At 58.9% G+C, this 13,476-nt stretch carries 12 protein-coding genes; 6 read left to right on the forward strand and 6 right to left on the reverse strand.

What is annotated here, in order from left to right; translation table 11 throughout:
* Window positions 1-1,231: 1,231 nt before the first annotated feature.
* From infB to ACZM8Y_RS13140, 4 genes are read right to left on the reverse strand one after another with little or no spacing between them, the layout of a single operon-like run.
* Window positions 1,232-4,324 (reverse strand): translation initiation factor IF-2, encoded by a 3,093-nt coding sequence (gene infB, locus ACZM8Y_RS13125; protein ID WP_479859391.1) that lies wholly within the window; start codon window positions 4,322-4,324, stop codon window positions 1,232-1,234.
* 3 nt (window positions 4,325-4,327) lie between these two features.
* On the reverse strand, window positions 4,328-4,600 hold the full coding sequence (locus tag ACZM8Y_RS13130; RefSeq protein ID WP_487474647.1) for a YlxR family protein: 273 nt from the start codon (window positions 4,598-4,600) through the stop codon (window positions 4,328-4,330).
* Complete coding sequence (gene nusA / locus ACZM8Y_RS13135; protein ID WP_479859390.1) at window positions 4,551-5,855, reverse strand: transcription termination factor NusA; 1,305 nt, start codon at window positions 5,853-5,855, stop codon at window positions 4,551-4,553. The genes ACZM8Y_RS13130 and nusA overlap by 50 nt, the downstream gene beginning before the upstream one ends.
* Window positions 5,852-6,472 carry an LSm family protein gene (locus tag ACZM8Y_RS13140; RefSeq protein WP_302551419.1) on the reverse strand — a complete coding sequence of 207 codons (621 nt, stop codon included), beginning with the start codon at window positions 6,470-6,472 and terminating at the stop codon, window positions 5,852-5,854. The genes nusA and ACZM8Y_RS13140 overlap by 4 nt, the downstream gene beginning before the upstream one ends.
* A 295-nt stretch (window positions 6,473-6,767) precedes the next feature.
* Here ACZM8Y_RS13140 and ACZM8Y_RS13145 point away from each other — a divergent pair, with 295 nt between their 5' ends.
* A complete protein-coding gene (locus tag ACZM8Y_RS13145; RefSeq protein ID WP_482334418.1) occupies window positions 6,768-7,355 on the forward strand; it encodes a DJ-1/PfpI family protein in 588 nt (195 codons plus the stop codon).
* Window positions 7,356-7,553: 198 nt separating this feature from the next.
* Here the strand turns inward: ACZM8Y_RS13145 and ACZM8Y_RS13150 are convergent, their stop codons facing one another.
* On the reverse strand, window positions 7,554-7,691 hold the full coding sequence (locus ACZM8Y_RS13150) for a hypothetical protein (RefSeq protein ID WP_489501781.1): 138 nt from the start codon (window positions 7,689-7,691) through the stop codon (window positions 7,554-7,556).
* A gap of 816 nt (window positions 7,692-8,507) precedes the next feature.
* Window positions 8,508-10,574 carry an elongation factor G gene (locus ACZM8Y_RS13155; protein WP_479858865.1) on the reverse strand — a complete coding sequence of 689 codons (2,067 nt, stop codon included), beginning with the start codon at window positions 10,572-10,574 and terminating at the stop codon, window positions 8,508-8,510.
* A gap of 381 nt (window positions 10,575-10,955) precedes the next feature.
* Here ACZM8Y_RS13155 and rsmA point away from each other — a divergent pair, with 381 nt between their 5' ends.
* The 5 genes from rsmA to ACZM8Y_RS13180 all read left to right on the forward strand — a co-directional run bounded on the left by rsmA (window position 10,956) and on the right by ACZM8Y_RS13180 (window position 13,446).
* Window positions 10,956-11,750 carry a 16S rRNA (adenine(1518)-N(6)/adenine(1519)-N(6))-dimethyltransferase RsmA gene (gene rsmA, locus ACZM8Y_RS13160; protein WP_482333085.1) on the forward strand — a complete coding sequence of 265 codons (795 nt, stop codon included), beginning with the start codon at window positions 10,956-10,958 and terminating at the stop codon, window positions 11,748-11,750.
* 193 nt (window positions 11,751-11,943) lie between these two features.
* Complete coding sequence (locus tag ACZM8Y_RS13165; RefSeq protein ID WP_302551427.1) at window positions 11,944-12,219, forward strand: HU family DNA-binding protein; 276 nt, start codon at window positions 11,944-11,946, stop codon at window positions 12,217-12,219.
* 11 nt (window positions 12,220-12,230) lie between these two features.
* Window positions 12,231-12,437, forward strand: coding sequence for a hypothetical protein (locus ACZM8Y_RS13170; RefSeq protein ID WP_302551415.1), 207 nt, complete (start codon window positions 12,231-12,233; stop codon window positions 12,435-12,437).
* Between the two features lie 107 nt (window positions 12,438-12,544).
* Window positions 12,545-12,748: a 30S ribosomal protein S21 gene (rpsU, locus tag ACZM8Y_RS13175; RefSeq protein ID WP_005025074.1), complete on the forward strand. Its 204-nt coding sequence runs from the start codon at window positions 12,545-12,547 to the stop codon at window positions 12,746-12,748.
* A 254-nt stretch (window positions 12,749-13,002) separates the two neighbouring features.
* Window positions 13,003-13,446 carry a GatB/YqeY domain-containing protein gene (locus ACZM8Y_RS13180; RefSeq protein ID WP_302551414.1) on the forward strand — a complete coding sequence of 148 codons (444 nt, stop codon included), beginning with the start codon at window positions 13,003-13,005 and terminating at the stop codon, window positions 13,444-13,446.
* Window positions 13,447-13,476 lie beyond the last annotated feature (30 nt).

The raw sequence follows: 13,476 nt of genomic DNA on the forward strand, positions 1-13,476 counted from the left end.
ATTTATTGTTGGAAGAATTTATAGTTGAGGCTTTTATTGATCAGTTAGGACAATCATAGCCTTATATTGAACAAAATAATAGTATACTTATTTAGTTTATATGATTTTTTAAGACATTTATTGGCAATTTCAATAACGAAAAACTTTTCTTTAGTATGTATTGAATTACATGAAATAGAATGTCAGTCTTCTGCTACGGAAGAGCTATTGTTTATGGCTGTATTATAACAAACAATTGATTTTTATTTTTGGGCTGTGGCAAAGAAAATGATTGATACTTTTTACTTGAAGTTCCAATGGGTTAACCGAAAAATGTCGTAACCTTGGATTCCGCAAAGGGGAAAACCGGAGAAAAAGGCTGTATTTTCACCGTGCGATAGGGATAAAACAACCATATACTGTAACAGAGCCAAAATTTTACAATATTAAAGTTTAAGACACGCTTGCTCCGGCATTGGACAGCACAAATAATGTGTACTTATGCCTTCGCAGCGACTGTCTGTTTCCCGCAGTCGGAAGAGCATTTTTAACGTGAAAACGCTCTAAAACGGCAACGGCTGAAGCAATGCTGTCTTTGCAGTGCCGCAGGACGGGAGCGCGGTTTTGCAGCAGGCGAGCAATGGAGCTGAAATTAGATCAAAAGACAGTATTTTCCTGCATTGTAAAGAAGATACTATCATATCCTGCGGCAAAACCATTGTCCATTGGGCTTTTCAAACGAAACCTTCACTTTGCAAGGAAACCCGCATTTCAGCTCTCTGAAATCCGAAATAAATATTTTAGAAGGCTCTGTTATGGTATATGGTTATTTTATCTCCACAGCACACTGAAAATACAGCCTTTTTCTCCGGTTTTTCCCTTAGCGGGATCCACGGCTAAGGTATTTTTCCGGTTATCCCTTTGGAGTTTCAAGGAAAAAAGCATCAACCATTTTCTATAACACAGCCTTTTAGAAAATCATCGAAAAGGAGAATCTCCCTTTCAAGCAGTAAAACGCCAACCGATTGCTATAATTCATCTCAGCTCTTCACTCTGCGAAGGCATACTGGCGCTGAATTGTCCATGCAAAGGAAGGGCACCGATCGGCCCGTTGCTGAGAACGAAGCCGGAACCGACGCCCGCATAGGAAAGTCTTTGGAGAGGGAGAGGGGAGGTTTGGAGGGGGGAGGGAGAAGCCTTTCTTCAGAAAGGTTCTCCCTCCCCCCTCCAATTCATCTATTCCACACCACCGCTACAGCGTAGCGGCTTCTTCGACCATTTCAAAGGCTTCGATAACGTCGCCGACCTTGATGTCGTTGAAGTTTTCGAGGCTGATGCCGCACTCGTAGCCCTTGAGGACTTCGCGGACGTCGTCCTTGAAGCGGCGGAGCGAGGCAATCCTGCCGTTGTGTACGACCACGCCGTCGCGGAGCAGGCGGATGCTGGCGCTGCGGGTGAGCTTGCCGTCGACGACATGGCTGCCCGCGATGGAGCCGACCTTGGGCACGGAGAAGACTTCGCGCACTTCGGCCTGACCGAGGTACACCTCACGGCTGACGGGAGCGAGCAGGCCGGCCATGGCGCTCTTGATCTCGTCCACGAGCTTGTAAATGATGTCGTAGAAACGGATGTCCACGCTTTCGTGTTCGGCCATTTCCTTGACCTTCGCCGTGGGACGCACATTGAACCCGATAATGATGGCGTCGGAAGCCGAAGCCAGCAGGATGTCGGATTCCGTGATCGCGCCGGTGCCGCCGTGGATGATGTTGATGCGCACCTTTTCCGTGCTCTGCTTGTTGAGCGCATCCACGATGGCTTCGAGGGAGCCCTGCACGTCGGACTTGACGACGAGGTTGAGCACAAGCGCTTCCTGATCGTCCGCCTTGCGGGACAGGAAGGTTTCGAGGGTCACACGGGACTGCTTGGCGAGTTCGCGTTCACGCAGCTTGACGGCGCGGCTTTCCGCAATGCGGCGGGCCAGCTTTTCGTCCTCAAGGCAGATGAACTCCTCACCGGCTTCCGGCACGCCCTCAAAGCCCTGCACTTCCACAGGGATGGACGGCCCGGCCTCTTTGACCTTGCGGCCCTGGTCGTTGAACATGGCGCGCACGCGGCCGCTGAATACGCCGCACACGAAGGTGTCGCCCTGATGGAGCGTACCTTCCTGAATGAGCACGGTCGCCACGGGGCCGCGGCCCTTGTCGAGCTTGGCTTCCACGATGTGCCCGCGGGCAGGCTTGTCCGGGTTGGCCTTGAGCTCAAGGATGTCGGCTTGGAGGGCCAGCATTTCAAGCATTTCGTCGAGGCCGTCGCGGGTCTTGGCGGAAACTTTGCAGACCACGGTATCCCCGCCCCATTCTTCGGGCACGAGGCCGAGGGAGGCGAGCTCCTGAAGCACACGGTCAGGGTTGGCCGTGGGCTTGTCCATCTTGTTGACCGCAACCATGATCGGCACGCCGGCGGCGCGGGAGTGGTTCACGGCTTCGCGGGTCTGCTCCATGACGCCGTCGTCGGCGGCGACGACCAGCACCACAAGGTCGGTCACCTGCGCGCCGCGGGCACGCATGGCGGTGAACGCTTCGTGGCCGGGCGTATCAAGGAACACGATTTCGCCGCGCTTGGTCTTTACATGGTACGCGCCGATGTGCTGGGTGATGCCGCCCGCTTCGCCGCTGGTCACGTTGGTCTTGCGGATGGCGTCGAGCAGCGAGGTTTTGCCGTGGTCGACATGGCCCATGATGGTCACGACCGGAGGACGGCGCTTGAGCTGTTCAGGCAAGTCCTCAATGCGGTGTTCCGCCAGATACTGTTCCTCGGCGAAGCCCACCTTTTCCACTTCATAGCCGAATTCGGCGGCTACGACGGAGGCCGTGTCGATGTCCAGCGCCTTGTTGATGGTCGCCATGATGCCGAGGTTGAACAGCACCTTAATGATTTCATTGGACTTCAGGCCCATCTGGTGAGCCATGTCCGCCACACGGATGGCTTCTTCGACGCGGATCTTGCGCTTGGCGGCCTTGATGGGCTGCGTAACCTGAGACACAGGACGGCTGGTATTCTTGGGCCGTCTGCGTCCGCCTCTGCGCGGCATATCATCCATATCCTCGTCGCGGCGGCGCCCGGCGCCCATTGAATCCTGAAAATCAATAGTGCGGCGGCTCTTGTTGTTGCGCTTCTTTTTGCTCTGGCCTTCCCGATCCGGGAGCGGCCCGCCGGGCGCGGCACCGGGAGCGAAGCCTCCGGGGGCTCCCCCACCGGCAGAGCGCTGGCCCTGATAGCCGGTACGGGCCGGGCGGTTGTCGTCGCGTCCCTGTCCGGGGCGTCCATCACGCGACTGTCCGGGACGTCCGTCCCGTGCCTGCCCATCGCGTCCGGCGCCGCGGCTGTCGCGTCCGTCGGACGAGGCGGCCTGCTGCGTGCGGGCGGCGGCTACGGCTGCGGGATCGGGGCGGGAAATGACACGAACCTGCGGCGTGGCCGGTTCCTGGGGACGGCGCGGCTTGCGGCGGTCGCGGCGCTCGTCGTCTTCGCCTTCGGAGGAAGAGGAGGCATTGGAGCGGTTGCCTTCGGAAACCGGAGGCAGCAGTGAAGGCGCGGAAGAGCCTTCTGGCCGCGCGGAGGCGGCGGGCTGCGCCTTGCGGGGCTTTTCGGCTTCTTCAGCTTTCTTGGCTGCGGCAGCGGCGGCTTCGGCGGCAGCTTTCGCGGCAGCGGCGGCTGCTTCGGCGGCGGCCTTTGCAGCGGCCTCCTCGGCGGCTTTGGCGGCGGCGATGTCCTGAGGACGGCTGATCACCTTGGCGGCCGGGGTGGCTTCACGCAGCCCGGAACGCTTTTTCTGCCGGTTGTCGCGCGGCTGGCGCGGCTTCTGCTCGTCGGCCTTGTCCGCTTCGGCAGCCGGAGCGGGCTTTTCCCCGGCGGCTTCCTTCACAGGCTCCTGCACGGAAACTTTCGGAGCGGCCGGCGCTGCGGGCTCCGCAGACGGGGCCGGCGCGGGGGCCTGTGCCTCGGATGCGCCGGGCACGCTGACGATGCGGGCCGTGGGCGTCTGGCTTTCACGCGGGGCCCTGCGTTCCGCGCGGGGCGCCTCTTCGCCTTCAGCCGCGGCGTCCTCGGCGGACTTGCTGCGGCGGCGGACAATGACGCCGGACTGCACTTCGCGGCGGCCGCCCTGTTCGGATGCGGCGGAGTCTTTCAAATGGTTCTTCACGCGCTCGATGTCCTCCGCAGCAATGCTGCTGGAAGTGCTTTTCGCCGGAATATCCAGCTCACGCAACGCCTGCAAAAGATTCTTGGTCGGTACGCCAAGCTCCGTCGCAAGGTCTTTCACCTTGGTCTTGTCTTCAGTCATGCACTAATCTCCCTTACGCTTCCGCCCGCCTGTGCGGAACCGCCGGAATTTTTCCCGGCAGGCCGTTTCCGAGCATACATACCAGCCGCGTCCGGGCTGGGTTTGGCTCTCATCGACCAGAAATTCCCCCCCCTGCGGGGACAGAACGTGGCGCACGAGCTCCTGTTTGGGCATGCGCCTTCTGCATATGGCGCACATCCGGGTGGGCACATGCCCCCGGTCCATGCTATTCGCCTTCCCCGGCCGCCGTTTCGTCGGCCTTGTCCGCATCGGCATCGGCCTTGTCGGCCGATTCGCCCACTACGGGAGAGAGGAAGTTGATAGCCGCACGCAAATCGCCGATACGGCTGTCCGAGAGGCTGAGCTTTTCGGACAGTTCTTCATCGGTCGCATCCTGGAGCTGTTCCAGCGTGGTGAATCCGGCGCTCACGAGGCTGTCCACGGAGACTTCGGCCACACTGGCGACCTGCTCAAGCCCGCGGCCGATGGCGTTGGTTTCGTTGTAGCGGGTTTCAGTGAAAATATCGATTTTCCAGCCAAGCAGCTTGGCGGCGAGCTTGACGTTCTGCCCCTTGCGGCCGATGGCGCTGGTGAGCTGATCGTCAGGCACGGTGACTTCGAGGAGGTTTTCGGCCTCATCGACCACAATGCGGGAAATCACGGCCGGAGCCAGCGCGTTGCGGGCATAGGTCGAAATTTCGGGGCTCCAGACCACGATGTCGATACGTTCGCCGTGGAGTTCCTGCACGATGTTCTGGATGCGGGAACCGCGCACGCCCACGCAGGCGCCCACGGGATCGACGTCGCGTTCACGGGAAAGCACGGCGACTTTGGCGCGGCTGCCCGGATCGCGGGCGACGCCCATGATCTGCACGGTGCCGTCGTCGACTTCCGGCACCTCGCGGCGGAAGAGGGCGGCGGTGTAGTCGCGGTGCGAACGCGAAATGACGATCTGCGGGCCGCGGCCTTCTTTCTTGACCTCGATGATCAGGGCTTGCACGCGATCGCCGCGCTTGTAATGCTCGCGGGGGATCTGCTCTTCCTTGGGAAGGATGGCTTCCGTCCGGCCGAGGTTGATGATCCAGCCGCCCTTGTCGCGGCGCTGGATGATACCGCTGCAGATTTCGCCCACGCGATCCTTGAACTCTTCATAGATGAGTTCCTGTTCGGCGTCGCGCATACGCTGGATGATCACCTGCTTGGCGGACTGGGCCGCGATGCGTCCGAGGTCGGTCACCTTGAGGGGAAAGCCGATTTCGTCGTCGATCTGCACGGAAGGATCGAGCTCGCGGGCCTTTTCGATGTCGATTTCGGTATCGGGATCGGCCACGTCGTCAACGACGATCTTGAACTGGTGGACTTGGATTTCCCCGGTGTCGTCGTTGTAGCTGACTTCGACGTCGATGTTCTCGCCGTACTTGCGGATAACGGAAGTGCGGACGGCGTCCTCAAGCGTATCCACGAGCATATCGCGATCGAGCCCTTTGTCTTTGCTGATCTGGTCGATGGCCTTTTTCAGTTCCAAATTCATGCAGCGCCTCCGCGTGTACCCTTGGAATCTTTGGAGTCTTTCTTGCCGCCGGGCTTCTTGCCCGGTTCGGGGAAGTGGTGGACGAGGGTCGCCTTGCGCACAAAAGGCCAGGCGATGGTGACTTCTTCAGGCTCTTCGGCCTTCCGGCGGGTGTCGGGCAGGCTGAGCGTGAATTCCTCGTCGGCGACGGCAACGAGGGCTCCGAAAAATTTCTTGCGCCCCGGCCACGTGTCGAGCGGTGCCGCAAGCACGACTTCCAGCTCGCGCCCTACGTAATTTCTCAACTGGTCGATTTTGAAGAAGGGGCGCTGGAGCCCCGGAGAGGAAATTTCGAGCGTCCAGTTGGTGGCGAAAGGGTCTTCCACATCGAGGGCGAGGCCCGCGAGCCGCGACAGTTCCGCGCACTGATCGATGGTGACGCCCTGCGGGAGCAGTCCCGCTTCGCCGGAGGCCCCATCGGAAGGGGCGGGTTCGGCGCCGGGAAGGACGTCGACATAGATCCGGGCGATGGGGCGGGCGGCGCCGCCCAGCTCAACGCCCCAGACAGCCAGCCCAAGGGAGGCCGCCAGAGGGGTGACCAGTTCGGTGATGAATTCGATTCTATCGGGATGACTCATGCGTCTTGATGTTCTCCGTATTGCCCCGTCCTCAGGGAGAAAAAGGGGCTCGGCATAAAAAAAAGGGGGCCGTCTCAGGCCACCCCAGTAGGGCCGCTCTGCCGCGGCCAGACAGGATGAGAAGAAAAAGTCGCCTTTTTCTTCCGCAGGAATCCAAATAGCCCCTCTTTTTTCCGCTGTCAAGCAAAATCGGTATTTATCCTTGCGCACCGGGGATTTTGGATGCTTTATCCTTGCGTGTTCGCGTATCCCCGATGTAGAATCGGCTATAAACCCGAATCAAGGAGCAAGCGATATGGCAAAAAAGAAAATATTGATGTTGGCTGGTGACTTTGTTGAGGATTACGAGATCATGGTTCCGTATCAGATGCTTTTGATGGTGGGCCACGATGTCGATGTGGTCAGCCCCGGCAAGAAGCCGGGCGACGTGATCGCCACCGCCGTGCATGATTTTGAGGGGTATCAGACCTATACGGAAAAACGTGGCCACAATTTCCAGATCAACGCCGATTTTGACGCTGTGGATTGCGCCGCCTATGACGGGCTCGTCGTGCCCGGCGGCCGTTCTCCCGAATATCTGCGCCTGAACCCGCGCGTCATCGAGATCATCCGTGAGATGGACGCGGCGAAGAAGCCCATTGCGGCGATTTGCCACGGCCAGCAGATGCTGGTTTCCGCCGGTATCCTCAAGGGGCGCTCCTGCACGGCCTATCCTGCCGTGAAGCCCGACGTGGTGGACGCCGGGGGCGTCTGGTGCGAGCCCAACGCGACCGCCAGCAACGCCTTTGTTGACGGGAACCTTGTTACCGGCCCGGCGTGGCCCGCGCATCCTGAGTGGATGTCCCTGTATCTCAAGCTCCTCGGCACGAAGATCGAGGCGTAGGGGGTAGGGAAAGGTGAAAAGGTGAATTGGAGGGGGGCGGGAGAACCTTTCTGAAGAAAGGCTTCTCCCGCCCCCCTCCAAACCTCCCCCCACCCTCTCCAAAGACTTTCGCGTTTATTGAATCCCTGTCCGCAGTATTCCCTTTTTATCTGGTGTTATGGCTCTATTATAGGGATTTGGTTGTTTTATTTGGCTGTGTCATAGAAAATGGCTGATGCCTTTTTCCTTGAAGTTTGAATGGAATAACCAATAAAATGCCTCAGCGATAAAGTCCGCCAAGGGAAAAACTGGAGAAAAGGCTATATTTTCACTGTGTTGTGGAGATGAAACAACCACGTACTATGACAGAGCCTTTTTAAAAAAATTATTTTTGAATTTCAGATAGCTGAAATGCAGCTTTCATTGCAAAAGTGAATGTCTCCCTGTGGAGGGCTTCATGGGTGGGGCCTTTCTCGGTTATCCCTTTGGAATTTTAAAACATCAGCCACTTTCTACGACACAGTTTATGAAATTTGGCCCTATCGTAGGATGTGGTTGTTCCATCTCCACAGTATGGTGAAAATACGGCTGTTTTTTCCACTTCTTCCGTTGGCGGACGCTGTGGTTGAAACCTTTTCCTTGGCTACTTCTTGGATTTTCAAAAAAGAAAGCATCAGCCATTTTTTATGATAGAGCCTAAAAATTTAATGGTGTTAATAAATACCAAGGCTGTGTTTAAGTTTGTGGCTGATACAAGATTCCAACTGGAAAGGAAGAGTTCTTTGGAAATTATTTGGAGGTATCGCAACAATTCTTCAAAACTGGATTTCATGTAATGAACAAAAAATGAGAGAGGCCCACATCACCAGACGTGGAGCGAGCTTTTATCTATTGATTTTCATTGAAAAAATCATCAACCGTAAACTATAACACAGCCATACCAAAACAGATTCTTTTATAGGACAGAGCCTTGTTTGAGGAAGATAACGCCGCCGTTTCAGCGTTTTTTTCAAGCGGGATACGGCTGAGGGCATCGGGGCCAAAGAAGGGCGGTTCCGTGTCCGGCGCAAGCCGGATGCGGAACCGCCCTTCTTTGGCCTTGAGGGGGTCTGGGGGGAATCATTCCCCCCAGCGGGGTCAAGGGGCAGAGCCCCTTGCCGCCGGAGGCATTCCCTATTCTTCGCCCTTCGTTTTCTGATACTCGGCGATGACCTTGTCGACGATGGGCTGCGGGGCTTCTTCGTAGTGGTCAAACTCCATCGTGAAAACGCCCTGCCCGCCTGTGATGGAGCGAAGCTCCGGCGCGTAGCGGAGCACTTCGCTCATGGGGATGTGGGCCTTGATTTCCGTGATGCCGACCTGAGAGTCGGAACCGAGCACCTTGCCGCGGCGCGAGGAGAGGTCGCCGATGACGTCGCCCATGTACTCGTCCGGCACGGAAACGCAAAGCAGCACGATGGGTTCGAGCAGGATGGGCTTCAGGGATTCAAGGGCCTTTTTGAAGGCCAGGGAACCGGCCACCTTGAAGGCCATTTCCGAGGAGTCGACCGTGTGGTAGCTGCCGTCATAGAGGCGAACCTTGAAGTCGACGACCGGGCACCCGGCGATGAAGCCGCGGGCCGCGCTTTCCTGAATCCCCTTGTCAATGGCGGGGATGTAGTTGCGCGGGATGGCACCGCCGACAATGGCGTCCTCGAACACGTAGCCGGAACCGCGCGGCAGCCCTTCCATTTCGATCCAGCAGTCACCGAACTGGCCGCGTCCGCCGCTCTGCTTCTTGTGGCGGCCCTGCACCTGCACCTTGCCGCGAACGGTTTCACGGTAGGGAACCTTGGGCGTCTTGAGCAGGATTTCCACTTTGTAGCGGCGCTTGGCGCGCTCAACGGCGGTTTCGATGTGGAGCTGGCCCATGCCCGAAAGCAGGATGTCGCCGGATTCTTCGTCACGGCTCAGCTTCAAGGTCACGTCCTCATCCAGCAGCTTCTGGACGGCGGCGTACACCTTGTCTTCGTCGCCCTTTTCCTTCGGCGCGAGGGCGAAGGTGATGAGCTGCGGGGCGAGCTGCGGCATGGCGACCGCAAAGGGGGCCTTGTCGTCGCTGAGCGTGTCCCCTGTACGGGTATTTTTCAGCTTGCCCACCGCGATGATTGCGCCGGGGCCGAGAACGTCCTTGCAGGGCGTCTGCGCTTTGCCGTCAAGATAGAGGAGGGTGCCGAGGCGTTCGGGTTCCTCGGTACGCATGTTTTTGAGCGTTGAATCGGAGCTGATGGTGCCGGAGATCACGCGCACCATGTTGAGCTGGCCGGAGAACGGGTCGGCAATGGTTTTGAAGACGAGGCCGCAAGCCGGGCCTTCGTCGCTGGAAATGCGTTCGTTGCCCTCGGCGTCGAGGAAGGCCGGGCGTTCGAGCGGCGAGGGGAAGAGGCGGGCGATGGCGTCGAGCAGTTCGCGCCCGCCCTTGTTTTCGAGGGAGGAACCCACCACGACCGGGGTCAGGGCCGCGTTGAGCACGCCCCTGCGCAGGCCGGCGGCGAGGTCTTCCGCGGAAAGGGAGCCTTCCTCAAGGTATTTTTCCATCAGCTCTTCGTCGGATTCGGCGATGTTCTCAACGGTGGTGTCGTGCAGGAGGGCTGCCTCGTCCGCGAGGGCTTCGGGGATGAGGGCCTCGGTCACGGCGCCGTTTTCGCCGAACATGAGGGCCTTGCCGCCAAGGATGTCCACGATGCCGGTAAAGGCGTCGCCATCCACGATGGGCATGTACAGGGTGACGGGCTTCATGCCGAGCACGGCGGAAAGGCCGTTGAAGGCCATGTCGAAGTCGGCGCGGTCGCGATCCATTTTATTGATGAACACGAGGGACGGCAGCCCGGCTTCGCGCACGGCGTTCCAAATGCGGCGGGTAAGGGGGCGCACGCCGTCGACGGCATCGATGACGAGGACGGCCGCGTCGACGCCCATCAGCAGGTAGGGAAGGTCACCGGTAAAGTTGGTGTCGCCGGGGACGTCCATGAGGAAGTGGCGATCCTTGTTCCAGAGGAAAGTGGCGAATCCGGGCTGGATGGAGCCGCGGCGCTTGATTTCTTCCGGTTCGTAATCAAGAGTGGTCGTGCCTTCTTCAATGGCTCCCAGACGGTTGATGACGCCGCTCTGGAAGAGCAGCATTTCCGCCAGTGAGGTTTTTCCGCAGCCGCCTGTACCGATCAGGGCGTAGGTTCGCTGGCTATCCAAGGCTTTGGACATAGTCCTCTCCTGCTTCTATGGGTGTTACCAGTCCCTTCCGGGTCGCCCCGGAGGGAGTGCCGTTTATGTTCCCCGCGCAGCGGGGCGCGGGAAAAAGGATCTCTGTGAGGCCCCGCGCACGGCGGGCCCGCTTTCGATCTGTTCTTACCGTTTGTCATAGGGAGTAGTCTCCATAGATGTCAAGGGGGTCTTTTCCCCCGCGTGGTTGCTGCGTTTTTTCCGGGCTGCGGAACCGGGGCGCGGCGCTTGTGTCTTTTTGTGCAAAGAGAGGGAAGGATCCGCGGGGTTAACCCCGCGGATCATTGACAGCCGGGGTGAAAAGGGTAGTATTTCGGCTCCAATGGGAAAACGCCTTTTTCCCTGAACCGTGTGGGGGATGTTTTGACTGCTGCACCTCGCGCCAAGAAGAGCCTTGGCCAACATTTTTTGAAAGACGCCAAAACCTCGGCCCGCATCGTGGATCTGTTGCGGATCGGGCCGGAGGATCGGGTGTTGGAGATCGGCCCCGGCCCGGGGGCCATCACCGGCATCATCCACGAACGGGGCCCCGCCGAATTCCGCCTCATTGAAAAGGACAGCTATTGGGCGGCCCATCATGCCGGGCTGGAGCGCCCCGCCCCCGCCGTGCAGGTGCTCAACGCCGACGCGCTGGCCTTTCCTTGGGAGTCGCTGGAAGGCCCGTGGAAAATCATCAGCAACCTGCCTTATAATATCGGTTCGCCGCTCATGTGGGATATAGTGTCCCGGACGCCGGAGCTGACGCGGGCGGTGTTCATGGTGCAGAAGGAAGTGGCCGAACGGCTGTACGCCAAGCCGGGAACCAAGGACTACGGCGCGCTTTCCGTCTGGATCCAGAGCTATGTCCGGGTCGAGTGGGGGTTTGTGGTCGGGCCCGGTGCGTTCAATCCGCCCCCGAAGGTGGATTCCGCCGTGGTCACCTTCATCCCTTTGCCGAGGGAGCGGCATCCCGCGGACCCGAAGGCCCTTTCCTCCGTACTGAAGCTCTGTTTCCAACTGCGGCGCAAGCAGTTGCAGTCGATCCTCCGGCGTGCGGGCAGGGACGGCACCGCCGCCGCGCTCGAACGGCTGGGGATCGCCCCGGAAGCGCGCCCTGAGACGCTCACGCCGGAACAGTTTCAGCAGCTTGCCGGGATTTTTGGAAGTTCGGGGAGTTGACTTCCCCGAAAAAACATGATTGACCAAAAGAACGGCTGATCCAAGTTTTGCCCCAATAAATGCCCCATGATCAGAGGGCGTTGTGCCGGATAAAAGGTGCTGCCCTGTGATGGCGGGCGCGATTGCGGAGCGGGTCGTGGTGGTGTATCATGCCCCGTCGACCGCAGTCCGAAACGAGCACAAGGAGTCGATGATGACCAAGGCAGATCTCGTCGCGCAGATTGCGGCCCGGGCCAACATGACCAAAGCGGCCGCGGAACGTTCCCTCAATGCCATGCTGGAATCCGTTCAGGAAATGCTGGCGGAAGACGGCAAGCTCACCTTGACCGGCTTCGGCACGTTCGCGGCGGAAACGCGTCAGGAACGCCAGGGACGTAACCCCCGTACCGGCGAAGTCATCACCATCGCGGCCTCCAAGGTGGTGCGGTTCCGTCCCGGAAAGATGCTCAAGGATGCGCTAAACAAGTAAGGAGAAAGCAGATGTTGCACGGCGAAACGATCCACAGCCCCCTTCCTCAGGACATTCCGTGGTGGTCCCCCGATTTCGCGGTCTTCTTCGGGGTGCTCTACCTCGTGCTGTTCGTGATCGGCACCGGCGTGGGCTATGTGATCCTGCGCTCGGTCTGGGAGACCTGCCGGGGCGGCTGCGGCTGCCACGGCGAGGAGCACCCGGCGGAAAGTCATTAGGGCTTGCCTTTTTTTGAAAAGTCGTCTATCTTCCTCTTTCTGTCTTCAGGCCGGGTGTTTTTGTCGCCCTCCTTGGAGAGTATTACGCAAAGAGGGGGTGATGACCAATGCCTGGAGTCTTTCTGAACGAAGACGACTACAACTTCGATATCGCTCTGCGCCGCTTCAAGAAGCAGGTGGAAAAGGCTGGCATTTTGTCTGAAATGAAGAAGCGCCAGCACTTTGAAAAGCCGAGTGTCATGCGCAAGAAGAAAAAGGCCGCCGCCCGCAAGCGTCTGCTGAAGAAAATGCGTAAGATGAACGCCGCCTAGTCCCTTCCGTTTCTTCATCCTCCCGGATGCGGAAACGGAAAGGCAAGGGGTTTGGAACGCTCCATCGTTTTGACGGGAGTGCATCCCGTCCTTTTTGGCGGGGCTCCTCCCGTAGACGAGCGGAGCGTTTCCGTGTTTGTCCCGTTTGCCTTTCCGGCGCCGGGACGGGCGATTTCATAGGCGATAGAGGTGGATACACGGGAAGTCCTTTCGGCTTTCCGTGTTTTTTCAATCATCATCTTCGGGGAATTGTCATGTCTCTGACAACGCGTATCGAGCAGGACTACATTGCCGCCTACAAGGCCAAGGATGGCCTGCGTTTGGGCGTGCTGCGCCTTTTGAAGACGGCGGCGAAGAACCTGCAGGTGGAACTCATGCGGCCCGTCACCGACGAAGAGCTTGCCTCCGTCGTCCAGAAGCAGGCCAAACAGCGTCAGGACTCCATCGAGCAGTTCACAGCGGCCAACCGGCCCGATCTTGCCGAGAAGGAAGCCGCCGAACTTTCCATTTTGAAGGATTACCTCCCCGAGCCGCTTTCCGAGGAAGAACTGGCCGCCGCCATTGATGCCGCCATCGCCGCGCTTGGCGTGACCAATATGTCCGGCATGGGCAAGGTCATCCAGTCCGTGATGGGCGATTATAAAGGCCGTGTGGACGGCAAGGCCGTCAGCTCCGCGGTCAAGGCGCGCCTGAGCTAGCCCCCCGCGCGGGACGCCGCGCCGGGAGGA

This window comes from Bilophila sp., from assembly GCF_057864385.1.

Bases quoted from the DNA above. Each gene is read 5' to 3' on its own strand.
- infB (WP_479859391.1), bottom strand. From the start codon at position 4,324: ATGACTGAAGACAAGACCAAGGTGAAAGACCTTGCGACGGAGCTTGGC.
- ACZM8Y_RS13130 (WP_487474647.1), bottom strand. From the start codon at position 4,600: ATGCCGATGCGGACAAGGCCGACGAAACGGCGGCCGGGGAAGGCGAAT.
- nusA (WP_479859390.1), bottom strand. From the start codon at position 5,855: ATGAATTTGGAACTGAAAAAGGCCATCGACCAGATCAGCAAAGACAAA.
- ACZM8Y_RS13140 (WP_302551419.1), bottom strand. From the start codon at position 6,472: ATGAGTCATCCCGATAGAATCGAATTCATCACCGAACTGGTCACCCCT.
- ACZM8Y_RS13145 (WP_482334418.1), top strand. From the start codon at position 6,768: ATGGCAAAAAAGAAAATATTGATGTTGGCTGGTGACTTTGTTGAGGAT.
- ACZM8Y_RS13155 (WP_479858865.1), bottom strand. From the start codon at position 10,574: ATGTCCAAAGCCTTGGATAGCCAGCGAACCTACGCCCTGATCGGTACA.
- ACZM8Y_RS13165 (WP_302551427.1), top strand. From the start codon at position 11,944: ATGACCAAGGCAGATCTCGTCGCGCAGATTGCGGCCCGGGCCAACATG.
- ACZM8Y_RS13170 (WP_302551415.1), top strand. From the start codon at position 12,231: ATGTTGCACGGCGAAACGATCCACAGCCCCCTTCCTCAGGACATTCCG.
- rpsU (WP_005025074.1), top strand. From the start codon at position 12,545: ATGCCTGGAGTCTTTCTGAACGAAGACGACTACAACTTCGATATCGCT.
- ACZM8Y_RS13180 (WP_302551414.1), top strand. From the start codon at position 13,003: ATGTCTCTGACAACGCGTATCGAGCAGGACTACATTGCCGCCTACAAG.